This is a genomic window from Haloarcula sp. KBTZ06, assembly GCF_048595605.1.
GTDB lineage: Archaea > Halobacteriota > Halobacteria > Halobacteriales > Haloarculaceae > Haloarcula > Haloarcula hispanica.
In genome coordinates this window covers 2569656-2590556 of sequence record NZ_CP184337.1, presented here as the reverse complement: position 1 = coordinate 2590556, position 20901 = coordinate 2569656, and the positions used below count along the sequence as shown (strand labels likewise).

General features: G+C 53.8%; 22 protein-coding genes and 1 pseudogene. 14 read left to right on the top strand and 9 right to left on the bottom strand.

Annotated elements, in window-relative coordinates; all coding sequences use genetic code 11:
• Window positions 1-384 precede the first annotated feature (384 nt).
• The 7 genes from ACNO8S_RS13525 (at window position 385) to ACNO8S_RS13495 (ending at window position 7981) form a co-directional block, all read left to right on the top strand.
• A complete protein-coding gene (locus ACNO8S_RS13525; protein ID WP_420182079.1) occupies window positions 385-3771 on the top strand; it encodes a phosphoribosyltransferase in 3387 nt (1128 codons plus the stop codon).
• Window positions 3771-4244, top strand: a complete 474-nt coding sequence (locus tag ACNO8S_RS13520; protein WP_420182078.1) for a Pycsar system effector family protein — start codon at window positions 3771-3773, stop codon at window positions 4242-4244. Before ACNO8S_RS13525 ends, ACNO8S_RS13520 begins: the two co-directional genes overlap by 1 nt.
• Window positions 4245-4641: 397 nt before the next feature.
• Entirely contained in the window at window positions 4642-4872 is a 231-nt protein-coding gene (locus ACNO8S_RS13515; RefSeq protein WP_049938981.1) for a hypothetical protein, read from the top strand.
• Window positions 4869-5066 carry a helix-turn-helix transcriptional regulator gene (locus ACNO8S_RS13510; protein ID WP_049938980.1) on the top strand — a complete coding sequence of 66 codons (198 nt, stop codon included), beginning with the start codon at window positions 4869-4871 and terminating at the stop codon, window positions 5064-5066. Before ACNO8S_RS13515 ends, ACNO8S_RS13510 begins: the two co-directional genes overlap by 4 nt.
• On the top strand, window positions 5063-5206 hold the full coding sequence (locus ACNO8S_RS13505) for a hypothetical protein (protein WP_420182077.1): 144 nt from the start codon (window positions 5063-5065) through the stop codon (window positions 5204-5206). Before ACNO8S_RS13510 ends, ACNO8S_RS13505 begins: the two co-directional genes overlap by 4 nt.
• Window positions 5207-5208: 2 nt before the next feature.
• Complete coding sequence (locus ACNO8S_RS13500) at window positions 5209-6972, top strand: MarR family transcriptional regulator (RefSeq protein ID WP_420182076.1); 1764 nt, start codon at window positions 5209-5211, stop codon at window positions 6970-6972.
• A 262-nt stretch (window positions 6973-7234) separates the two neighbouring features.
• Window positions 7235-7981 (top strand): hypothetical protein, encoded by a 747-nt coding sequence (locus ACNO8S_RS13495; protein ID WP_420182075.1) that lies wholly within the window; start codon window positions 7235-7237, stop codon window positions 7979-7981.
• Window positions 7982-7990: 9 nt separating this feature from the next.
• On the opposite strand, the gene ACNO8S_RS13490 is transcribed toward ACNO8S_RS13495, so the two are convergent.
• The 7 genes and pseudogenes from ACNO8S_RS13490 to ACNO8S_RS13460 all read right to left on the bottom strand — a co-directional run bounded on the left by ACNO8S_RS13490 (window position 7991) and on the right by ACNO8S_RS13460 (window position 13561).
• On the bottom strand, window positions 7991-8377 hold the full coding sequence (locus tag ACNO8S_RS13490; protein WP_420182074.1) for a hypothetical protein: 387 nt from the start codon (window positions 8375-8377) through the stop codon (window positions 7991-7993).
• A 160-nt stretch (window positions 8378-8537) separates the two neighbouring features.
• Entirely contained in the window at window positions 8538-9713 is a 1176-nt protein-coding gene (locus tag ACNO8S_RS13485) for a hypothetical protein (protein ID WP_420182073.1), read from the bottom strand.
• Complete coding sequence (locus tag ACNO8S_RS13480) at window positions 9706-10500, bottom strand: hypothetical protein (protein ID WP_420182072.1); 795 nt, start codon at window positions 10498-10500, stop codon at window positions 9706-9708. The genes ACNO8S_RS13485 and ACNO8S_RS13480 overlap by 8 nt, the downstream gene beginning before the upstream one ends.
• On the bottom strand, window positions 10497-11048 hold the full coding sequence (locus ACNO8S_RS13475; protein WP_420182071.1) for a hypothetical protein: 552 nt from the start codon (window positions 11046-11048) through the stop codon (window positions 10497-10499). Before ACNO8S_RS13475 ends, ACNO8S_RS13480 begins: the two co-directional genes overlap by 4 nt.
• 7 nt (window positions 11049-11055) lie before the next feature.
• Window positions 11056-12897: pseudogene (locus ACNO8S_RS13470) on the bottom strand (hypothetical protein).
• A complete protein-coding gene (locus ACNO8S_RS13465; RefSeq protein WP_420182070.1) occupies window positions 12894-13124 on the bottom strand; it encodes a hypothetical protein in 231 nt (76 codons plus the stop codon). Before ACNO8S_RS13465 ends, ACNO8S_RS13470 begins: the two are co-directional and overlap by 4 nt.
• Window positions 13125-13129: 5 nt before the next feature.
• Window positions 13130-13561 (bottom strand): hypothetical protein, encoded by a 432-nt coding sequence (locus ACNO8S_RS13460; protein WP_420182069.1) that lies wholly within the window; start codon window positions 13559-13561, stop codon window positions 13130-13132.
• 125 nt (window positions 13562-13686) lie between these two features.
• Here ACNO8S_RS13460 and ACNO8S_RS13455 point away from each other — a divergent pair, with 125 nt between their 5' ends.
• The 4 genes from ACNO8S_RS13455 (at window position 13687) to ACNO8S_RS13440 (ending at window position 17205) form a co-directional block, all read left to right on the top strand.
• Window positions 13687-14508 (top strand): hypothetical protein, encoded by an 822-nt coding sequence (locus ACNO8S_RS13455; RefSeq protein ID WP_420182068.1) that lies wholly within the window; start codon window positions 13687-13689, stop codon window positions 14506-14508.
• A 223-nt stretch (window positions 14509-14731) separates the two neighbouring features.
• A complete protein-coding gene (locus tag ACNO8S_RS13450) occupies window positions 14732-14986 on the top strand; it encodes a DUF7692 domain-containing protein (protein ID WP_420182067.1) in 255 nt (84 codons plus the stop codon).
• Between the two features lie 95 nt (window positions 14987-15081).
• Window positions 15082-16104, top strand: a complete 1023-nt coding sequence (locus ACNO8S_RS13445) for a hypothetical protein (protein ID WP_420182066.1) — start codon at window positions 15082-15084, stop codon at window positions 16102-16104.
• A gap of 204 nt (window positions 16105-16308) precedes the next feature.
• Window positions 16309-17205: a hypothetical protein gene (locus ACNO8S_RS13440; RefSeq protein WP_420182065.1), complete on the top strand. Its 897-nt coding sequence runs from the start codon at window positions 16309-16311 to the stop codon at window positions 17203-17205.
• A gap of 307 nt (window positions 17206-17512) precedes the next feature.
• Here ACNO8S_RS13440 and ACNO8S_RS13435 read toward each other — a convergent pair whose 3' ends face one another.
• Entirely contained in the window at window positions 17513-17839 is a 327-nt protein-coding gene (locus ACNO8S_RS13435; RefSeq protein WP_420182064.1) for a helix-turn-helix domain-containing protein, read from the bottom strand.
• Between the two features lie 442 nt (window positions 17840-18281).
• Here ACNO8S_RS13435 and ACNO8S_RS13430 point away from each other — a divergent pair, with 442 nt between their 5' ends.
• Entirely contained in the window at window positions 18282-19274 is a 993-nt protein-coding gene (locus tag ACNO8S_RS13430; protein WP_336358731.1) for a tyrosine-type recombinase/integrase, read from the top strand.
• Between the two features lie 142 nt (window positions 19275-19416).
• Here ACNO8S_RS13430 and nikR read toward each other — a convergent pair whose 3' ends face one another.
• On the bottom strand, window positions 19417-19827 hold the full coding sequence (gene nikR, locus ACNO8S_RS13425) for a nickel-responsive transcriptional regulator NikR (RefSeq protein WP_008307710.1): 411 nt from the start codon (window positions 19825-19827) through the stop codon (window positions 19417-19419).
• A gap of 120 nt (window positions 19828-19947) precedes the next feature.
• Here nikR and ACNO8S_RS13420 point away from each other — a divergent pair, with 120 nt between their 5' ends.
• Window positions 19948-20586: an energy-coupling factor ABC transporter permease gene (locus tag ACNO8S_RS13420; RefSeq protein WP_014041402.1), complete on the top strand. Its 639-nt coding sequence runs from the start codon at window positions 19948-19950 to the stop codon at window positions 20584-20586.
• Entirely contained in the window at window positions 20586-20900 is a 315-nt protein-coding gene (locus tag ACNO8S_RS13415; RefSeq protein ID WP_014041401.1) for a PDGLE domain-containing protein, read from the top strand. The genes ACNO8S_RS13420 and ACNO8S_RS13415 overlap by 1 nt, the downstream gene beginning before the upstream one ends.
• The last annotated feature ends 1 nt before the right edge of the window (window position 20901 follow it).

Below are 20901 nucleotides of genomic sequence, written 5' to 3'. Positions count from 1 at the left end.
TCCACTATACCGAGACAGATGGCGTCGACTTTCGTTTTGACCGCCACCCCGAACCGAACGTGCCACAAAAGTATTTCCACGAACCGCCGGACGCGAACACCAAGGTTCCGTCGTGTATCGAGGCTGATCAGGTGGAAGTCGTCACGAGGGCCGTATTGAAATGCTGGCGCACCGTTTTAAAACAAGATGATCCTTCGCTTGTTAACACCGAATCGAATCCGCCGTAATCGCTCAAATTCCTCCCCTGTTAGTTTGTCATCGAACTGGCTATGATAGCCTGCCCTCTCTCGGATAAATAAGCAGTCCCCCTATAATAGAAACCAATAGTGGCAAAAATATTATTACTCTTCACAAACCTATGATTCAATATTTCACTCTGTATTGATGTACACACATAGTTCTCAGACACGGACAACACGCTCAGACCCGTCGATTGAATTTGTCAACTGGTACAAAGATGCTCTTCAATCGATGGCGGCATATGTTCGTGAACAGGATCCGGATTTTATAGTCGCTCTCACTCGAAGCGGTCCACAGCTTGTGGAGTTGATGGAAAATGTTGGGCTTGGTTTCGACGACGATGTGCATGTCCTTTCCGAAAAATCCCTCGCATTCATACCACAGACGCAGTTACAGGGACAAGATATCGTCTTGCTTGATGATGTGATGAAGACCGGTGAGACAGTCCAAACCCTCACGACGAAACTTGAATCAGAATATGGCGCATCTGTTGATCCCGTAACGCTCGTAACAGACGCCGATGCGGCTCATCATGAGGATGTTAATTATCAGCTTGAATTAAATAAAGCCAAGCGATTTCAATTTACATCAAATCTTGCTCAGTCTTTCCGATATCTGAACAAACCCTACGATGTTGACCACGCAATCTTTTGTACATCACCGGGCGTTGAGTCCCTTCCAAACTTAGATGCACTTGACGATGCCTACAATCTCACTACTGTCGCACAGCGCCAAAGCGATTTCAGTCGATACTCAATTGTTCCCGGTGGCCAGAACCGTCCGTATGTCACTGATCAGGTTCTAATTAACGGATTTGCAGATACTAAAATTGAAAAACTTCGTACTTATCTTGACCACCAAACCGGGGAATTCGTCTTCACTCCTATCTCCATATTTTCAGTCCGTAAACAGGATACCACCAATATCGCCGTCTTTGAGAATCCGTTTGAGTGTCTAAATGTTCTTGTGGATGATGCGCGCAACTACATTACCGATGACGATCCAGAGCTTGCGTATTATCGACTAATTTGGTATTTGGTAAGTTACTTGAACGGGCTAGCCTATCGGGAAACGTATTTCTCAGACGAATTGAATCTGCTTGAGCATGGTCCGGACAACCATCTTCGGTTTGTTGATCTCAACTACTTATTCGGTCCAGACTTCGCTAACCGAATTCAATCGTATCTCCATGACCATTACCCAGAACTTGTCGCTGGTGTCGCGGATGTTTCTGTGCAGTTGTCAGATGATGGCCCAACGCAGATTGGCTATGCTGATCCAAATCACCCTGTACAATTTGACGATGACCAGCAAGACCTTTACAACGAGATAGATTCGTTCATCCAAGCAAACGTTGATCCTGCAGAGCCTCTCTCTGATAACCTTGCAACAATTTTCGAGAGCATTGAACTCGCGGCTGAGCGAGTTCGTGGCGTCGGTTTTAACTATTATCAGTTGCGCCAGATCCTCGAAAACAACGGTGTGGACGTGACTAGTGATGGGGGTCAAGTCGCGCTTTCACTTGCATTTGATTTTCTAGTTGATGCTGGTGTTCAGATACCAATATTCAACGAACGGTCAGATCGATTTGAACGAGCGTACCGACATGGAGAAGGAGTCCTCAACCAACGACTGTACGCATACTTAATTGATGCTGTTACCGATAACCTCTTCTCCCATGTTGAATCGGAGTGGGACAGTCATTTCCCCCGAATTGGCTTTGAGAAGACAGGAATGCTCCTTTCAGACAAACTTCACAAAGCCGATTTATGGAAGAGTCAGACTGCAAACAAACTTCACTCGCGCCTCTCAGATCCGCCGATACTCCCAGGCAAAAACAAGGAAATTGATGTCGGCCCTTCAATGTATCGACACGGCCGAATCCAGTTGGTCGAGGAGGTCGGATCTGGTACCGAGAATTTGTTCAGCGAGTGGTGTGTCAGAAAAGGAATCGCCGCTTACGCTGACACAGGTGGGCTCCGAAACAGTCAAGAATGGAAACAGTCTCACCAGATTGATAGCGCTAAGAAACTTGTTGACAGTTCGAGTATTGGCGAGTTCAGTAATCTTGCAATTGTGGCGGCGACAATCTACGAAGAGATAGGTGAGGACCATCTAATTGCGATCACTACCTGCCGGAGCGACTATGCGGCCCACTGTGCGATGCGTGAACTTTTGAAGCTGTTCTTTCGGGATCCTGCATTCACCGTCGCAGAAGCCTTAGATGACCTCTCAGACATGATTGAACGGTTTGAATCGAACGAGCAACTTGTCGCATTAACCGCCGAAAATCCAATTGTTGACGAACTTGAAGATGGACGATCTCAAATCCTTGCCGCGAAGAGTGCGGCCGCAGGTATCGAACATAAACATCGATTGTGGGATAATCTAAACCAGTATGTCGCCGAGATTGAAGATTGGTTTGAGGATGATGGGCTAATGACAAATATATACCAATCTTCGATTGAGTCATATCTTGACAACATCACTGATGTTGAGCAAACTGGTGGGTATCAACCGTCTGGACTAGCCGAACGTACGCTTGAATTGGGAGAAGCAAGCGAGCGGTTCGCGGCACTGTTCGGTGCGCTTGTTGATCTTTCTCTGGCCATCATTGCGAAGGAGCGCCATCCCGGTCCAGAACTTGATGAGTTTTATACGCAACAGGCGCGTTGGAATTCATATGCGAAGTCCGCCCGGAGTGACGGGCAACATCTTGATGACCTACCCACGTTCGACCTCGGAGTGACTTCAGTCCCAGCCATTCCCAAACGTGATCTCTCGCCCGAAGTCTTAGCAGACGACCGGCGGCACGGGATTACACTCTTAGCTGACCTCTTCCCTCAAATGAAAAGTATTTATAGGAATCTTGATGCGGCGTACAGCGAGCGATTTACCCAATCCGAGTGGGACAAAATGATGGAGTGGTTCTACCCTGAGCAGTCCAGCGACGATTCGACTACGGGAGATGAACTACGCTGGGTCGTTTGGCACGACACCAAGGGGTCAACAGAATTGGCTCGCAAAGGACGGAAGAGTGCCGTCCGGGCTGCGGTTACCAACGCAATTGAGACCGTTATAACAGATCCTGAGGATGGTCACTTCCAGGAGACGCAGGACGATCAGACCTTCGTGTTTACTAAGGATCTCTCAACGGCAGTAGATGTTCTTGATGCTATCCTGGAGGCTTCAGACGACTGTAGCGCCTACCAACGTGCGACTCTCGCAAGCGTGCCGACTGGTGACGTGACAGTAGACCCAACAGAGGAGCAAATTAGCTCACAGATGGCACACGTTCGAGCAGTCCGCATCGGCGGGTATCCTGAGTCTAAAGGGTATGCGACAGAAGACGCACATACTTTAGCTCTTGACGGCACCGCTCGTGACCGTGTCGGTGCGTTTGAGGGAACACTCCCAAGTTCCTGGAATATTAAAGGAATAGAAAAAGAGCAAGCTTATCTTGACGATATTGACGGACGAACAACGATTTCCATTCATGAGCTCACACGGGATTCGGGGATAGACACCTGATGACGGACCGCAACCAGTTCATCGTTGAAGCACTTGCTCAGACTAAGTCAAGCATCCGGAGTGCTGATCAAAAAGCATCAATGCTGCTGACGGGTCAATTTGCATTCTTAGGTCTATTCGCGAACGTCGTCGCTCCGATCTGGAAAGACGGTGGTCCCACCTTTCACCGCTTGACAGCCCTTACGACCATCGCGGCATTTGGCAGTATTCTTGCAGCTGCCGTTGTTGTCTTCCCAAGAGAGGGAGATGGGGATCTATTGTACTTTGCAGAAAATGCTGACAAAAATAAAGAAAAATATGTCGAGGAAATAATGGAGCTTGACGCTGAGAACCGAAGTAAAGAATTGCTACGCAGCGACCATTCCCTCTCAACTATCGCTAACCGGAAACATTCGTATGTCCGCATATCTGTCATTGGTGCGGTGTTGTCCGTCTGTTTCGGTGTGATAGCAATTACAGCGTTCATGATCTAATAGTAGTGGCTACAGGAACAGTAATCCCGGACTGCTTATCGGTTGCTGATATACTGGTACCACGACTATAGAGCTAATACGACTATTCTGATGTGAAGCTCTCCAGTACTTTCCCTTCTTTATAAGCGAGGAGGGTCTTCCCAAAACCTCGTTTTAGGCTCTGAAATATATACATTCGGCTGGCTGACGCCCCAGCACATTCTGGATACTCCCCGGCAGGGCCCATCCAGTTTCTGCCCGAAGCGTATCCGTTACGAACCGGCAGCGATAGGTGTGCGAGCGGGCGGAGAACAGCGGAATCGGGGTACGAAGACACCCCCGCTAAATTCTGAGTTCAACAAGCATCTTGTTGGGGGTAGCCGCCGTCTGGCGATTTTGCGATCCGGAGGTGCGGGCGATGAGTAAAGCGTCAGCGCCCACTACGCTGCCCGAGAAGGGCGTGCGGAACCGTTCGCAGTACGCGGACACGCTACACCGCCTCGATCCGGACGCTGCTGAGCCAACACCCGCCTGTCCCGAAGCCGATTACCGAAGTGACGCGGACTTCACGGAGGTTCCCATTGCCGCGTATCGGCCGCACTACAAACTCTGTGGGAACCCGGAGTGTTTCGGAGGTGACTGGCGGTGAGCCCCCAGTCTTCTCTTTTCGACTACGAACCGGACCTGTCGCCGCTGACTGACGCCGAACGAGAAGTGTACGAGGCTGTGGGCATGGGCCAGTATGGGCCGCGCGAGTACGCCCGCCAGACTGGCCGCTCGCCCGGAACTGTCGGCAACTTGCTCCGTCGAGCCCGCGAGAAAGTGGAGGTGACTTCGGCATGACGTGGTTCGTCCGAGCATCCCGGCTGTACGATGTATCAGCGGGTGAACCCCTTCAGTTCGACTGGACAAACCACCAACCTCTCGCACAGAGTCAGGCCGAAGTCGAGCAGGCCGTCACGGAGATCGAGGACGGGAGGTAGGGATGTCGCGGCACCTCAAGTGCGCCCCTCATGAGGGCGACGTGCGCTTTACGATTGGTGTGCATCCCGACCCCGGCGTCTCGGACTACGGGCTGAAACCCTACTACGCGATGGACTCACTCATCAAAGAGTGGGGAGACCGCTGGGAGACCGAAGGCAAACCCACACGGGATATCGAACTCGCGGGCGAGACATGGGCCACCTGTTTCGACTACTCCGAGAGCGGTCTGGACGCCTGGGACAATCCGGAGTTCCAGATCCAGAACGTCCGCGAGTTCCAGTTCTACTTCGTTGCGAAGGATTCGCCCACCTACGAGGGGAAGCGGGCAGATCGGGACAAGCGCGTGAAGGGCGGGACGATCACTGTCCGCCCACGGTGGCCGAATCTCACAGCCGACGGGGAACCTGTCTCTGTGCCCCAGTACGGCGAGCCCTACATCGACGTGCAGGTACAGGCGTCCAACATCCCCCACGAGCGGTATCTGTCGCTCGTGAAGCGCGTGATGGATGCCTACGGGATTGCCGCGCGGTACTTCGACCAGCCACACCCTGACAGTCACATCAACGATCTGGCCTACTACGTCCGGTTACACCGCGAAGACAGCGGGCCGCTGTACGCGCCGGATGGACCGATAGCGCGCTGTCACACACTCATTCAGGGCGACCGGTCGGGGTATCGCAAGCACGTCGAAGACAACACGAAACTGCCCGGCTACTACGTCACGGCCACGGTCGAAGACGAGAAAGCCGACCAGCTGGTCCGTGGGCATGGGCTGGGGAAGGAACTCAAACACTACTATCCGAACCACCCGGACAACTACGAACCGGACCAGGCCCCGTACCATCCGAAATTCGAGGTGTCCTACCAGACCAGCCGAACCGAGCAGACCGTTCGGTGGGACGACCTCGATGACGCCCGGCGTGAACTCGAAGAGACGATCTTGAACTGTCTGGATTGGTGTGGGCTGGCGACGAGTGCCGAGAGCAGTGTGTTCGTCGATTTCGATCCGTTCTGGAACATCCGGGATACGACGGAAGCCCGGAAGTTTGTCCAGTGTCCACTGCCGAAGATCGAAGACGACCAGGAACACCGCGTGATGCAGCTCTGGGGAGACATGACCACTGCCGACCGCGAAGTGACGGAACTGCTACTCACCGACGGTGGGAAGGTCTCACCACAGAAAGCAGCCGAGAAAACCGGCTACACGTACCGGACGATTCGGACTGTCATCCAGCGGATGGAGGGGCTGATCGAGCACACCTACGGCGAGATGGAACTGTCCTCGAAGAAGATCCAGCAGGAGCTACTGAAGCGGGTCCGCGCAGCAGGCGAGCGATTCGAGCAGGAGATCGGGAGCGCCACGATGGAGTTGGCCGACGCGGCCGAAGAACGTTCCCGGTCACGGTGGGCGCGAATCCGCCGGGAGTATGCAATCACGGAAACCGACGCTGACGACTGCCGGAAACTATTGAAAGTTGGCTACACACCTGCCGACTTCGAGGAAGCACAGACCATCATGCGCGAAATCCAGACAGCGTACACCGAGTGCGTCGAGGAGAACACCTACGGTGTCCACGTCGTCGTTGAGACAGTGCAGACCGGCCGTGAGCGGTTCCGTGACCTCTCGAAAGCCTTCGAGACAGCGTACCGCTCGGGCGACTACCTGCGTGAAGCGCGGGCGGCTGAGAAGGGGCGGGAAGGCTTCGACTTCGAGGCGTGGCGGGCGGCCGGCTGTCCGCCAGCTGACGAGTGGCACGGCGGGTAGCGTGCCACCTGAATAGAGGCATCACTATCCAACACACTGATTTTGCGGCAATACTGTGCTCTTTCCCCGAAAATCGCGTGTCGCGCGGCTGGGTTCGTTCCCGCTGGTCACATCACCCAGCCGCGCGACCAGGGGGAACCCGGTGCGCAGGCTTCCGGGTTCCCCTTAGTCGTGTGGCTAAGGCCACTTCTCCAAAATACACCGCACAGGCATCAACCACTATTACCCAAAGTGACATAGCTACTGAGTCTTAGTTCCGTATGTGAATTCTGATTATCCAGAGGAGATTGTAGATGAACTTGATGAAAAGCTGAAAGGCCTGATCGGAGAGGCAGATTCTGGATCTTTCACTAATATAGAGACCCAGATTTTAGAAGAAAGAGCAGTTCGATCAACAACAGATCCGCAATCTCCTATCGATGCCATAGGTATTGCGCGATTTCAGTTAGCGCGTTTGAGATTAGATATCCACGAGGAGTATGATGAAATACTCAAATCAGTGAGGGATGATGTGGATCGCGATGAACAATATGAGAATTTAAATAAAAGGGTTGATGAAGAAATAGACCCCGAAGAATTCGATAGAATATTTGAAGACGCTAAGGATGAAGTGATTAGAGTTCGGATTAGAATCCGTCTACTTGACGAAATCTTATTATTTTATGTTTTGTCAACAGGCGTCATCGAAAAATTGACCTCCGAGTTGTTTGAGGAAGAGCTTATAAATGAAGAATATGCCGGCACGAACAAAACTGAGGGATTAATAAAGAAAATGACACAGAAACAAAGAGAAGAGCTTCTACTTAGGACTGGTAAAGTTGAGAAAGAAACAATCGATAAAATACGTCGAGTAATCTCAATCCGCAATGAATTGGTCCACGACATCGAGAGTCAGCAATTATTAGATAGCGATCATATATCAAATATAGATAACGACGTTGATCGTGCACTAAATGCTATGAATACCTTACATAAGGAAGTCAGAGGAATCGGGTTTCTTGAGCCATAGTGTTTAATGTTAATTTTCAGTCATCTCTGAAATGTGTAATTTTGTCTGTTTGCTATTCCGGTGGTCTCCTCCTCCATGCCAGTCTAACCGAGGCAATCGCGACGAGTGCCTAGTCTCCCACTCCAACACTTCTATGCCCCGCCCACGAACCCGATACACGCCGAAGACGTACCACCCGTTTGCCGCCCGTAGCTTCTCGTGATACTGGTCGTAGAGCTTGAACGTCCCAGGCCGGCCGTCAGCGTGCCGGTGCATTGCGGCCTTAATTTCAACCGGCGTTCCATCCTTTCGCTTCGCATCGTGCCAGCTGCATCGATCTAATTCGAGATCGTACCGCTCGGCGGCTTTCCGCTCGACGAGCGTCCCATAGTGATTGGCTTTGTGGCTTCGACTCATTCGCGCACCCCGCGTGCGTCATATATAGATACTCCTCCGGGCTGTTCGCGGCCGTTGCCCATGGCTCGCGCGTGCTCGCACCGCGAGCGCACGCCATGGGCCAACAACAGGGGTACGCCGGGGGGTTGGTTGTTGTTGGGTTGCGCGAATCCTGTCGCTGTCATGCGGTTAGCTCCGTCACCTCACCAACTACGTTGCGGTACTTTCCGTCGTCCTGATACTCGTTCCAGCGCTGTCGGACCCATTCGGCGCTGTACGGCACGAAATCGGCAATCTCGTGGTTTGGTCTGTCCGGTTCCGATTCCTTGGCCGTGATGACAGTGTAGATCGCAAGCTTCCGAGAGAGGTCTTCCGGGTCTACCTCGTCACCGTCATCCTCTCCGCTTGACCAAGACCAGGTAGTCGGTTCCTTGTCGTCGTAGCGCCAGTCCGTTTCGGGGATACCCGACACTGAGAAGATCGGGTTGACGCCCTTCCGGTTTCGTACGTCTTCGTAGAAGGTCGCTTCTTTCAGCCCCTCCTTGTGGACACAAACACCGAGTTCCCGAACCAGCGGATGCACGTCGCGGCCGTCGTGGCCGATGATGATGAGCGAACCGCCGTACTTCCGGATCTTGTACGTGAGCGGCCCGAGCTTGGTTTTCGTGTCGTAGCCGTCTTTCCCGCTTCCGCCCGCGTTGCTGCTGGCCTCGTCGAAGATGAACAGTTTCGGGACCTGCTCGTTGTGCATGGGATCACCGTCCTGTTTCAGCCACTCGTTCAGCTCACCGTAGTTGGCGAGCCAGCCATCACGACGATCTCCGTCCGAGTCGGTCCACTCGTCGGTCTCTTCGAGTGTGCGGATGTTCGATGCAACCAGGGCGTCCGAGGGCTGCTGTTCCTTCCAGAGCTGTCCGAGCAGACAGGCGAAGTTTGACTTTCCTGTACCGGGTTCGGCCCATTCGTAGAACATCGGTGCGGGGCCGGTCATCTGTGCCCGGAGCTGGTCGATGGCTTTGATACCCGAGATATCGGCCCGCTGGCCGGCGTCTCCGGTGAAGTGCTTCAACGACTGCATATCGCCATTCGCCATGGCCCGCCGTGCTGTTTCAGTGCCTTCGATGCGGACGATCTCCCGAACGTGCGAGAGGTCCTTGGCCTGTCCCGGCATCTTTCCGGGCCGGTCGCAGTGGCGTGGATCGTAATGCGTTTCGAGTATCGAGAGATAGCGCGATAGTTTCTCATCACGGACGATTCCGGCGTGTTGGTGTACCTCGTTGGGATCACGTTGGCCGTAACCATCCTGATACTCGCGGAACTGTGCGGGTGTGTAGAGGTCGTTACCGTCGTCAGTCATCGTTTAGTCGTGGGTCCTGCGGTTGCTCGTTGGTCGGTTCGTCCTGCCCATAGCCCACAGCGGCGTCCGCCGTGGGATCGGGTGCATCGGTGAGGTCGTGGATGGTGGGTGCGTCTTCGGGATTCTCGCCGTCTTCGATGAGGTCACCGAAGGTCTCCTTGGCCGCTGTTTTCTGAATCATCTGGCCGCGCTCGTTGGCTTCGGCGTCAGCGGTGACGAGTTTCTTTTGCAGCTCGACGCTGCCGCGACTCCACCGGCCACGGATAGCGGCGAGTTCTTCGGCGCGGTCGATGAGCCAGCCGTGGATGTCCTGCATCTGTTTCTTGCTGGTCATCAGCTGGGTATCCTGACAGCCTTCCAGCCAGACGCCCTCGACGCGGAGCTGGCCGATGTCTTCGAGATACTCGTACTCGCGGACGGCCCACGCACTGCCACCGTTGACGGGGTACGGATCGGGGCCGTCGATTTCCTTCTCGCGCCAGAGTTCGGGCGGGACGTAGTACTTCTCGGTGGTGTCCTCGACGGCGTTGACGTGATGAACTTCGACCCAGTTGCGGCGACGGAGCCAACGGGCGATCTTTGCACCGACGAGATAGCAGGGAATCGCCAGCACGAGCCAGCCGACGGCGACGGCGGGAATCCACGTCGGCAGGGTCGGCAATTGTGGCTGGTAGTAGGCGAACAGCACGGCCGCACCGGCGAGCATCCCGCCTATCAGTAGCTTGTACTCGGCAAGCAGGTAGACAAGCCGGTCACGGTTGTTCTGGAAAGTCGGTGCGGGCTTCATGCTACCTCCGGACGGCCATTCTCGCCGCGAATAACGTTGTAGCCGGCGACGATCATCCAGATGAACGCGACAGTTGCCCCGGCGAGCCACGCCTGCAACGACGAGAGCGCGCGGAGGATGTCGAGTCCGCCACCCGAGGGCTGCTGAACGATTTCGGCGTACAATGGCGTGTTCTCGGTGGAAATTGCGACACCAACGTAGCCGTCTTTCTCGGTGACGGGAATCTCGATAGTGGCGGTGTCGTCCGAGCGCAGGGCGACTGTGCGGACGGGAATCTTCCCGCCTTCCTGGAAGCGGCCGGCGTCGGAGATCGTCACGGTCTGGACCGCACTCGACCGGAGCGTGATGCGAGCGATGCCCTCATTCGGTAGGTATTCTGATCCGACAATCTCGGTCTGTCCGTCGATACGGGTGGTTTCGGTGGCGTTTGCTGTGGGCTGTGGGCCGGGTGTTTCGGCGGGGAGGTTGCCCGCGGACTGTGCGGCGGTCGGAGCACTGACGCAGCCGAGGCTGACCACGAGCAGCGCGACGAAGAAAATGGAGCGCATGGGTGGGTTAGTTCTGGAGAACGACGATAGCCAGTAGCGTGCCGATGACGGCCAGGGCCACGACAGGCGGAACGCTGCCGCCACCGAGCAAGCCACCGCCAGCAGACTGTTTCAGAGCCTTTTCGCGGGCTTCGATCTGTGCGCGTTTGTATGCCAGATCCTCGTACTGCTGTTTGAGTTCGGTGACGTTCGAGGTCTTGTAGGTGGTTTTCTCGATGGTAACGTTCTGGACGTTCTGGCCGTCCGTAGTGGTGATATCGTCCACCGTGAAGTTACTCTCTAGTTCCACGATGCGGTCACTGGTGACGACGTACTGCGTGCCCCCAATCTGGTCCGGGTTATACGTGTTGTTTGCCTCAAACTGACCGCTGGCCGGGTTCTCTTGGGAGAACAGCACGCCTTCGTACTGCGTACCGGATTCGGTGGTGATGTTGAAGCTCCCGATCTGATCGAAGTTCTCCGGGGAGTTCTATCCCATCAGGGTCAACTGTGCGGCGGTCCAGCCCTGGAAGTCGTCGCCTGCTGACTGCTGGTTAGCCAGCACGTAGGGGTCGACAAGGTCGCTATTGTTGATTTCCCCACTCTGATAGGCGCTGTAGGTGTTTTCTGCCAGCGTGTCCATCTCGTTCTGGACCTGGGTGTTCTGACTCTGAATCTCGGAGTTCAGGGTGTTGAACTCCTGCCACTGGACGACTTTGAGGTTCTGGTAATTGTCGTTCGGAGCACGAATCATCAGCGATTCGAGGTGGACGCTGGATCGGCCAGAACCAGCGGACGATTCAACATTGTTCGGTGCTGTGTGAACTGTCAGTGTCGGGTTAATGTTGTCGCCACTATCGTAGCCAGCGTCGACGAACACTTTCGGGGCCTGATACGTGTGGCTACTGCCGTTTGTGAGGGTGTAGCTCACTGAATTGAGGCCCTGATACTCAATCTGACCGCCGTCGCCGTACGGATGGGTGTGGTACGTCCCCACGAACGTGTCCTGATTGCTGTCCAGAGTCGATGAGATGCCGCTTTCGTTGTTAGCGACACTGTGGAGGTAGTCGTAGTTCTGTGCCAGTACCGCATACTCGTTCATCAGGTTGACCTGCTTCTTGGCGTAGTAGTCCGCTACGGCCTGTTTTGCCGCGGTTTTCGCCGCGGACTTGCTACTCCCTTTGTTCAGGGACTTGATATAGGCGTTCTTGCCGATAATGCGGGCCTGAGTGGATTTATCCTGTAGATAGTTGTTGAGCGTGTTCTTGTAGCCGTCCGCAGTGGCTTTCTGGTTTTGCGCCGATTGGTAGATGTCCAATTTCGTCTGTGCGGCGTCCGTGCCCGACGTATCCACGGTTGCGGTCCCCGGCAGCCCGGTCCTGTCCAGCTGGACTACCCGGGGCATCAGCGATTCCCCGATTTGCTCACTCAGGTCGTAAGTGAACCCGGGGTCTCCGCCCGTATCTCCAAGGAACTTGCCGGAGTCGCCCGGTGTCCATGCATCTGTGACGCCACCTTTCGACATGGACACAGGACCGTCAGCGCCCTCTACCTTCACCGTGAAGGACTCATACGCACCGGCGTTTCGGAAGTGAGCACTGTTCTGAGACCCACTAACGGTCTTTTTCAGAATCGCCGTGTTGTCGCCAGCGGGCGACTCGTCGGTAATCACCGTGATAGTCGTTTCAGACGACACATTGAACAAGTCAATATCGACCTTGTGCGGGCCTGTCTCGAAGGTTTTCGTCACTGGTCCGGAGTCCGTTGCCGTCTCCGTAGCCGTCGACTGAGCGAGGCCAGGACCAGCGGTACCGATGACGGCGGAACAGACGATGAGAGTGGCGAGTAGGATGGAGCGGGTCCAGGTCACTGTTGACGCCCTCCGTCGGTTTCGACCTGCTCGACGCTGGTGCGAACCTCTTGGTCGTCAGCGCCGGCAGCGGTGTCCTTCTGCTGTGCGTGGTGCGCGGCGATCACGCCGCCAGCGACGACGGCGGGACTGACGACAGGGAGCGGAGAGCCGATGACAGCCGCGGCGATTGTGGACCCAGAGACGCCAATGACGCCCATAAGCCCATAGCTAAGTATGCGGTCCATCGGATTCACCCCAGGTAGCTGATGACGTAGTAGCCGGCAGCCTCGACGCCAACGACGACAAGGCCGATGGCAGCCGAGCCGACCACGATATCCTGCGCACCGAGGATGTTCAGCCCGGTGAACAGGACGATGACCAGCGTCCCGAGCGCGAGGTACGTTTCGACAGTGGCCGAGCCCTTGGCGATATCCACGAGGTCGGTGTCGAGCTGGTAGTTCTTGTTACGACTCTCGTTCACGCGGTTAGTCGCATACGCCATCGCCAGGGCGGCGAGCGACAGCAGAAACGCGAGGTTGATGCTCGTGCCCTGGACGGTGAACACAGACGCGGCGAGGTCGTAGCCGAGCAGGCTGATCGAGGCGATACCGTTAGTGACGAACGCGCTGGCGGTGAAAATCACACCGGCCAGGGCGTCTTCAATGTCTATCTTTCCGAACATAGGTGGTCTGGCCGCGAGTGCGGCCACGCCCGCCGGTCTTTGCCGGTTCGGTAAAAGTGAGGTAGAAAATGTAGATAGCTCGTGGAGAGGTAGAGTTTTATGCAACTAAATGTAGACAGGAAAGTATGGTTTCATTTCCTTCTTTGGGTACGGATATACAGATCGTTATCGCAATTGTAATGATTATGATTACTTCTATTTTCATTCAGAAGCGTATTGGCGGTGATATCGGATGGGTTAGTGGAATCATTGGAATAATAGCAATTGTTCGCATATTTGTTCCAATCCCTTTTGGAGATCAAAACGTTGGGGCGGCCATCAGCCAAGGGTTTATCGCCGGATTGGCTACCGTTCTTGCGGTTCTGTCATACCGTTTTAGTATTAAATCGGCTATACATTCCTCTCTAAATAGCTTAGAACCATTTGAGACCTCTGAATATAAAATAGTACCAACATTTTACGAGGTGAAATGGCGTCCTCGTATACTCTCATATCCCGCTGCTCATATTCTAAATAAGATAGAAGAACAGGAAGATGAGGTTGGAAAAGGCAGAATAAGGAATCGGCTTATTCAGACTCTCAAAAATTTCCTATGGATGTTTCGACGACATACCGCTATTGTGTTCAAAGTCTATCAAAAGGATCCGATGCAAATCGCAGATGGCCGAGAATTTTTCACTTCCACAGGTAGATTCTCAGTCGAAGACTTTCGACCCGCTTCCGAGATCTATACAGAAGAAGACTCTCCGAACATCGATATGGGTCATTGGGGTGGGGAATCATTTCTAAGAAATGTCGACGACAAGTTGGTTGCTACACCTAACCTCCATGAATACGGATTACACTTCACCTATAGGTCTACAGACGCGAGAGAAATACACGAGTTAGCTGACAGGGTGCTCCGACAAATTCGAAAACAAACTAACAGCTCGGACACCGAAAAATAGCATTTCCGAGCGCTACCTCACGGGGTTGCAGCTCGAAGATCGTGCTCGACGCGATATGCACACGAGCGGGAACTGGCCGTGTGCATACTCGTAACCAATCGGGTTGGACTGTCGGTGTGATCGTGCCGCGATGGGCATGGGCCGCAGCGGTCTTTATCAGTAATCGGGCTTCGAGTTAGTCGAGAATACCTGTCTTTTGACCTCGTGTTCACGAGCGGGCTGTATGAGAATCCGTGAAGACGGTAAGCACGCGCATCGCACGGACACCATTGAGCAGGCTGCTGAGTTCTGGGACTGTAACAAGACGAAGGCACTCATGCGATCTGCTGAGTTTTCGTGGAGAATGCACGAGCGAATCCAGAAGGTACTGGCACGAAAAGATTTGACTGTTCAGCAGAAACAAGAAATTGCCGAAGTCTTGAGCATCCCCAAGACATACGAAATCGGGTATGAAGAGACTGTCGCTGTCAACGACTAATCTTTTCCACCGTGGCAGCCGTTCGTCCCGAAGACCCGCCTTCGACTTGGTAATAGTAGCGACAATATTATAATTCGAACATCTAATCACAGTATATGTCAGAGAGTGAGGAGAGACAAATATATGAGATTGAAGTGACGTATCAGGATTCTGGTTTTAATTTGAACTTTCCCATGGAACAGTGGCGGAATCGCATCAAGAAAGATTTCACATCTTTCAATTCAATTAAAAATTTCTATAGGACGGATATTGACGAAATGGCCGAGAGGATGTCAGAACACGCAGAAGAGGTTGAGCCGAGTGAAGCAGGGGAATTAGAAGAGGGTCCCTCGATTCTAGTTTCAAACCCACCCGAACAGTGGCTAGATGATTTCGGACGTGCTGCACCTTATATCAGACTTGCTGAAGAGCAGTTAGTGAGAATGGCTCTGTTCTCACTCGTAGAGGAGGAGGTAGAAGAACAAAAGAAACTACAGGAGGCGGGTCAATTCAAACCACTAATAATCAGACAGAGTGCCTTCTTTGAGAGTTATCTTGAGTTACAGTCTCAATTGGAATTTCAAAACCAGAAGGAAGGTTCTCTCTCAAGTAGCGAGATGGATATTATTGAAGGGATGGGACACACAGACCGTATCCGCTTAGCACATCTCTTTGGCGTAATTACTGAAGAGGAGCACGGCTACCTGCAATCAATGGCTTCTCGCCGAAACGAACTAGCCCATAACCTGTGGGGAGAGGTCAGTTCTGATACTGAGGCAAATATCAAAGCTACTGCTGAAAATGTGCTGGAAATTCTTGAGTCAGAAATTGAGGAAGCATATGCTGAAGTAGAAAAGTATGAAGAGCAACCTGCTAACGACGATTTTAATGGGTTTAACAAGTTAGATATCGATACCCAATTACTCCAATTGAGTATTCTGGATGTGATCGCGTCCCAGGGTGGAGAAGTCTCTCTCGAAAAAATACAGTCAATACTGAGTTACGATTCTGACAAAGTACAACAGAGATGTCTTAGGATGCACCATATTGGCTATGTTGAGTTCATCCAGGAGACGGATATGGTTACGATTCTTGACGAAGGTAGAGAACTATTAGAACGAGAAGGATATGTTGAGTGACAATTTCATTTCTGAATTCATAGTTTGCCCTTTTCAGCAACCGTCTAAGGGCCTTGTATGCAAGCAATAGGACATTCAATATTAACTCAACATATTACAGTCAAATTAGTGTAGAACTTAGAGAGCGGTCACACTTTACATACCAGTATATCTCCATCTAAACCTTAGCTATTTATTCACCTCTCAGAAATTAATACAGAATAAATGAGAAAGGAACCTAAACCGCTCGCAGATCGTTTTTTCGAAAAACAACCTACGTCAAGTGTTGACTTTGAGATAGCATTTGCTGCTTTTTTAGCAACACTCGTTCTCACGTATCCTATCCCTCAGTATTCGATTATTGGGGAGTTTACTGCCTTCGTACTTCTCTTTATAACGCTCGTTCGGCGTATTGCTCTCGCAAGTCCATTTGCCCCAACGGCTCAGATTCTGAATCGAACTCGGCCAATTGTTGAAATATCATCAACAAGTGCTGTTATCTGCTTCATCGTATATATATCGTGGTCAGCTAGAAGTTTCACCAATATTGCTCCGCGATGGATATTCTCAATCATTACACTCTTTGGGTTGACTATATTGGTACTCTTACAAGAATTGGTGTTTAGAGACTACTGCGCTTGGTGGCATGCAAAGTTCAAACAGCGGTTCGAGGATATGGAAACTTTTCGAGCACTGTGGGGGATTATGAGTGTCCTTTTTCTGAAATTATCTATCGCAGAAAAGAAAAAATCAAGCCGAGAACAATGGCGAGAGCGTTCTTCTATGCCGCAGGAAATGCCATCAGCAAATGATTTGAGATCTGCCCTTCGTAAAGACAGTGCAAAGTTAGTCATTCAGATCGTCGTTATTGCACTCATTTTCTATGCTCTGCCAATGACCGTAGGATATATTGGATTTGGCTTTTCTGGTCTTTTTTTGGGAATTTCCGCTGTATTGATTCACGACCATTCCTGTTTTTTGTATGTGGCCTATGGTGACCCGTCTTATGAGGAGTTCAGGAAAAGCGGATGGACAATTGGACTCTGGATGCTGATTTATGTATTTGAACTCATAATCCTTTTTCCGGGCGCTCAACTCCCTTTCCGATACCTCGTCTACTAACCTCTCAGTACTTTCTTCGCTGACGGCCACGGCTGATTACTGGCATCTAACCGACCTTCCAGATACCGGAGCCCATACCCTGTGATATCGTAGTTCTGGAACTGGCGGGTCAGCGGTTCGATCATCTGTGCGTACGTAAGCATCCGGCAGCGTTCACGCACACGGCCCACAGAGGCACGGAGCGATACCTTCTCGGCAATGTATCGAGGTGATGACCAACCTTCGGCTTTCAGTATTTCGAGAATTCGTTCATCGAGCGGGACCATCCATTTGGCGGGCTTGCGTGACATGATTTAGGGCAACGTCGTCAGCTGTTGATTCCGGGACCGTCAGCCGCATCAGCACCATTTTCTCCGTCGGAAGATCCGCCACCGTTGATGTAGCGTTCTCTTTCAGCGTCGTATTTTTCTTCGAGATATGCTTCTCCTTCATCAGTGAGGACGTAAACCCCATTTCCGAGAGCGCGGAGGAGATCATGTTCGCTAAGTTTCTGTAGTCGACGAGAAACCGTTGACTGGGCAATATGGATCTCATCTCGCTTTGCGAGTTCCGTTGAGGTTCCTGATTCCTCTTCGCGGATTATCTCCAGTATTCGGTCATCCCAGATAGTCATCCAAGATCCTGACTGACGCATTCAATTCCCACAAGAGTATAGACTATCTTATTTCTCACTAACAATTCGAATAAAGGCCACCAATGCATTTATGCATAGCCGGCCTGTTTGTGGATGTGCGAAGCACCTGATTCGGTTGAAGATGACTCTCCTTGGTTCGTGACGAACGGGCGGTCTGGTACACCGCCCGAAAAGGTGGCTTCGCGCTCTGTGTGAGCATGAGCGAATCCACCATTACGGGGCTACAGCCCCGCACGAACACCGAAGCATCGCAATCGAATAGTTCTGACGACGGCAGTTGCGCCACCTGTCGAGCTGACGCTGACGGGATTGATGCACGGACCCTCAAGCCGATCTGTTCAGGCTGTGCGGCCCGCAGCTTTGACGATGGGCGGTCAGTGCGCGGAGGTGAGATGGCGTGAGTAACGATCTCCAACCACTGGAACCGGGCCGAGCCGTCGATATGTACCTCAAGGCCCGACAGGACGAACTGACTGAATCAACGATCCAGTCACAGGAGTACCGGTTAGAAGCCTTCGAGCAGTTCTGCCGCGAAGAGGGTATTGAGAACTTGAACGACCTTTCGGGCCGGGACCTGTACGCCTATCGCGTCTGGCGGCGTGAAGGAAACGGGAAGGGACGCGACGAGATCGAGCCCATAACCCTCCGAGGGCAGCTGGCCACGGTCCGTTCGTTCCTCCGATTCGCTGCTGAGGTGGATGCAGTTCCCGAGGATCTTCGGACGAAGGTCCCACTGCCGACGATCAGCAACGCTGGCGAGGTGAGTGCATCTACGCTCGACCCCGAGCGCGCTGATGTAATTCTCGACTATCTCCAGATGTACAAGTACGCATCAAGGGTCCACGTCATCGCCCTGCTGTTGTGGCATACCGGTGCCCGCATGGGCGCGATTCGTGGACTGGATGTTGATGACTGCGAGCTCGAACAGGACAATCCAGGCATCAAGTTTGTTCATCGCCCACAGACCGATACGCCGCTAAAGAACGGGGAGAAGGGACAGCGATGGAACGCTATCAGTGACCACGTTGCCAACGTTTTGCAGGACTACATTGATGGGCCGCGTGAACCGGTCTTCGATGAACACGGGCGTCGGCCGCTCGTTACGACTTCGCAGGGTCGTGCTTCCACGTCGACGTTCCGGACGACGATGTATAGAGTGACCCGGCCATGCTGGCGGGGAGCGGAATGCCCGCATGACCGCGATCCGGAGGAGTGCGAAGCTACGTCGAATCGGAAGGCTTCGACGTGTCCATCCGCTCGGTCACCACATGACGTTCGGAGTGGCAGAGTCACCGCGTATCGGCGTGAGGATGTCCCGCGCCGTGTGGTGTCGGACCGACTGAACGCGAGCGATCAGATTCTCGACAAACATTACGACCGCCGTGGCGAGCGTGAGAAGTCCGAACAGCGCCGTGATTACCTTCCGGAGGTGTAACAATGACTCATCGACTTACTTTTAGTAACCGCATGACGGAACGGCGAAACCGGCAGGGCCCATGTCCACCACTGGCAAAACGGTCTGCAATGCGGTCGGAGTCTCATATTTTCGAGGGGAAGGCGACTCACACGCCCACAACTCACTCGTCCACGACGACGACCTTGACCTGCTGGACACCGCCAATCGCCCGGAGACGGTTGGCTAGCTCCGTGATATTGCCGCCCGCGCCCTCGACGACCAGCGTCTCCATGCAGGTGTCGTGGGAGAGGTGAATATGCTGGACGGACGTGATGATGTCGGCCATCTCGTGTTGGACCGTCTGAAGCTCGTCTGCGATGCCCGAGACGTGGTGGTCGTGGACGATGACGATGGTTCCGTGGTGGTGTTTTTCGTCACCGGACTCCCACTCGTAGGTCGCAAAGAAGTCACGTAGCGAGTCACGAATGGCTTCCGACCGGCTCGCGTACTCCCAGTCGTCGACGATACCGTCGAGTCGGTCGACCATCGACGAGGGGAGTGTCAGGCTGATCCGGTCGAGGTCCTCACTCATGTGTGTCGATAGAGAGGGGCTCGCATATGGATATCCGGGCTTCGGTAATACTCACTCGTCGGAAGTAATACTGCCCGATGAAAAAGTATTATTACCGCGCCGGGGCCAGACCCGGGTAGCATGCACATTCCCGACGGGTATATCGATCTACCGCTTGCGTTGCTGTTCGGTGCGCTTGCGGTCGTCGTTCTGAGCGTCGCTGCCAAGCGTGTCAACGGTGAGATTTCCGATGCGCGCGCGCCGCTGCTCGGTGTCGTCGCAGCGAGTATCTTCGCCGCACAGATGCTTGACTGGCCAATTCCCGGGGGCACCAGCGCCCACTTCGTCGGGGGCGCGTTCGCGGCGATTCTCCTCGGTCCGCACCTGGGCGCGCTCTGTGTCGCGACTGTCGTCACGATTCAGGCGCTCGTCTTCGGTGACGGCGGGCTCGTGGTGCTTGGCGCGAACGTGTTCAACATGGCTGTCGTCGAGGTGTACGTCGGCTACGCCATCTATCGCCTGCTCGTTCCATACGGCGAGTTCCGCGCGGCCTTCGTCGCGGGGTGGCTAGGAATTACGGCCGGCGCGCTGACCGCCGCCCTTCAGCTGGGCCTTTCCTCTGCGTTCCAGTACCAGTTGCTGACGACGCTGTCGATAATGGGCGTCGGGCACCTCGCGTTGGGCCTGATTGAAGGGGCCATCACCGCCTTGGTCTACCGCTATCTGGCCCGCGCTCGCCCCGACCTGCGACCGAACGCCGCCCCGGAGGTGAGTGCGTGATGGCCCGGGATCTTCCCGACTGGCTACCTCGTGCCCTCGCCGCGCTGCTGGTCCTGACATTGCTCGCGCCGGTGTTCGGATGGGCGGCCGGTCAGGTCGGCTACGCCGAACCGCTCGAAAACGCCGCCGAGGCGACCGATGCGACGGAACACGCCACCGCCGTCGGTACCGCGCTGTTCCCGGACTACGGCGTCCCCGGTCTCGGTGGTGCAACCGGAACGTTCGTGTCGGCCGTCGTCGGAACGGCACTGACGCTCCTCCTCGGTGCTGGCATCGGTCGCCTGCTCGGGGCGGATACCGACCAGCGGCAGTAGC

Coding starts and splice junctions, on each gene's coding strand:
- ACNO8S_RS13420 (WP_014041402.1), top strand. CDS start 19,948: ATGCACATTCCCGACGGGTATATCGATCTACCGCTTGCGTTGCTGTTC.
- ACNO8S_RS13450 (WP_420182067.1), top strand. CDS start 14,732: ATGAGAATCCGTGAAGACGGTAAGCACGCGCATCGCACGGACACCATT.
- ACNO8S_RS13515 (WP_049938981.1), top strand. CDS start 4,642: ATGAGTAAAGCGTCAGCGCCCACTACGCTGCCCGAGAAGGGCGTGCGG.
- ACNO8S_RS13435 (WP_420182064.1), bottom strand. CDS start 17,839: ATGCGTCAGTCAGGATCTTGGATGACTATCTGGGATGACCGAATACTG.
- ACNO8S_RS13465 (WP_420182070.1), bottom strand. CDS start 13,124: ATGGACCGCATACTTAGCTATGGGCTTATGGGCGTCATTGGCGTCTCT.
- ACNO8S_RS13480 (WP_420182072.1), bottom strand. CDS start 10,500: ATGAAGCCCGCACCGACTTTCCAGAACAACCGTGACCGGCTTGTCTAC.
- ACNO8S_RS13415 (WP_014041401.1), top strand. CDS start 20,586: ATGGCCCGGGATCTTCCCGACTGGCTACCTCGTGCCCTCGCCGCGCTG.
- ACNO8S_RS13500 (WP_420182076.1), top strand. CDS start 5,209: ATGTCGCGGCACCTCAAGTGCGCCCCTCATGAGGGCGACGTGCGCTTT.
- ACNO8S_RS13455 (WP_420182068.1), top strand. CDS start 13,687: ATGGTTTCATTTCCTTCTTTGGGTACGGATATACAGATCGTTATCGCA.
- ACNO8S_RS13440 (WP_420182065.1), top strand. CDS start 16,309: ATGAGAAAGGAACCTAAACCGCTCGCAGATCGTTTTTTCGAAAAACAA.
- ACNO8S_RS13475 (WP_420182071.1), bottom strand. CDS start 11,048: ATGCGCTCCATTTTCTTCGTCGCGCTGCTCGTGGTCAGCCTCGGCTGC.
- nikR (WP_008307710.1), bottom strand. CDS start 19,827: ATGAGTGAGGACCTCGACCGGATCAGCCTGACACTCCCCTCGTCGATG.
- ACNO8S_RS13490 (WP_420182074.1), bottom strand. CDS start 8,377: ATGAGTCGAAGCCACAAAGCCAATCACTATGGGACGCTCGTCGAGCGG.
- ACNO8S_RS13505 (WP_420182077.1), top strand. CDS start 5,063: ATGACGTGGTTCGTCCGAGCATCCCGGCTGTACGATGTATCAGCGGGT.
- ACNO8S_RS13520 (WP_420182078.1), top strand. CDS start 3,771: ATGACGGACCGCAACCAGTTCATCGTTGAAGCACTTGCTCAGACTAAG.
- ACNO8S_RS13445 (WP_420182066.1), top strand. CDS start 15,082: ATGTCAGAGAGTGAGGAGAGACAAATATATGAGATTGAAGTGACGTAT.
- ACNO8S_RS13485 (WP_420182073.1), bottom strand. CDS start 9,713: ATGACTGACGACGGTAACGACCTCTACACACCCGCACAGTTCCGCGAG.
- ACNO8S_RS13460 (WP_420182069.1), bottom strand. CDS start 13,561: ATGTTCGGAAAGATAGACATTGAAGACGCCCTGGCCGGTGTGATTTTC.
- ACNO8S_RS13525 (WP_420182079.1), top strand. CDS start 385: ATGTACACACATAGTTCTCAGACACGGACAACACGCTCAGACCCGTCG.
- ACNO8S_RS13430 (WP_336358731.1), top strand. CDS start 18,282: ATGTACCTCAAGGCCCGACAGGACGAACTGACTGAATCAACGATCCAG.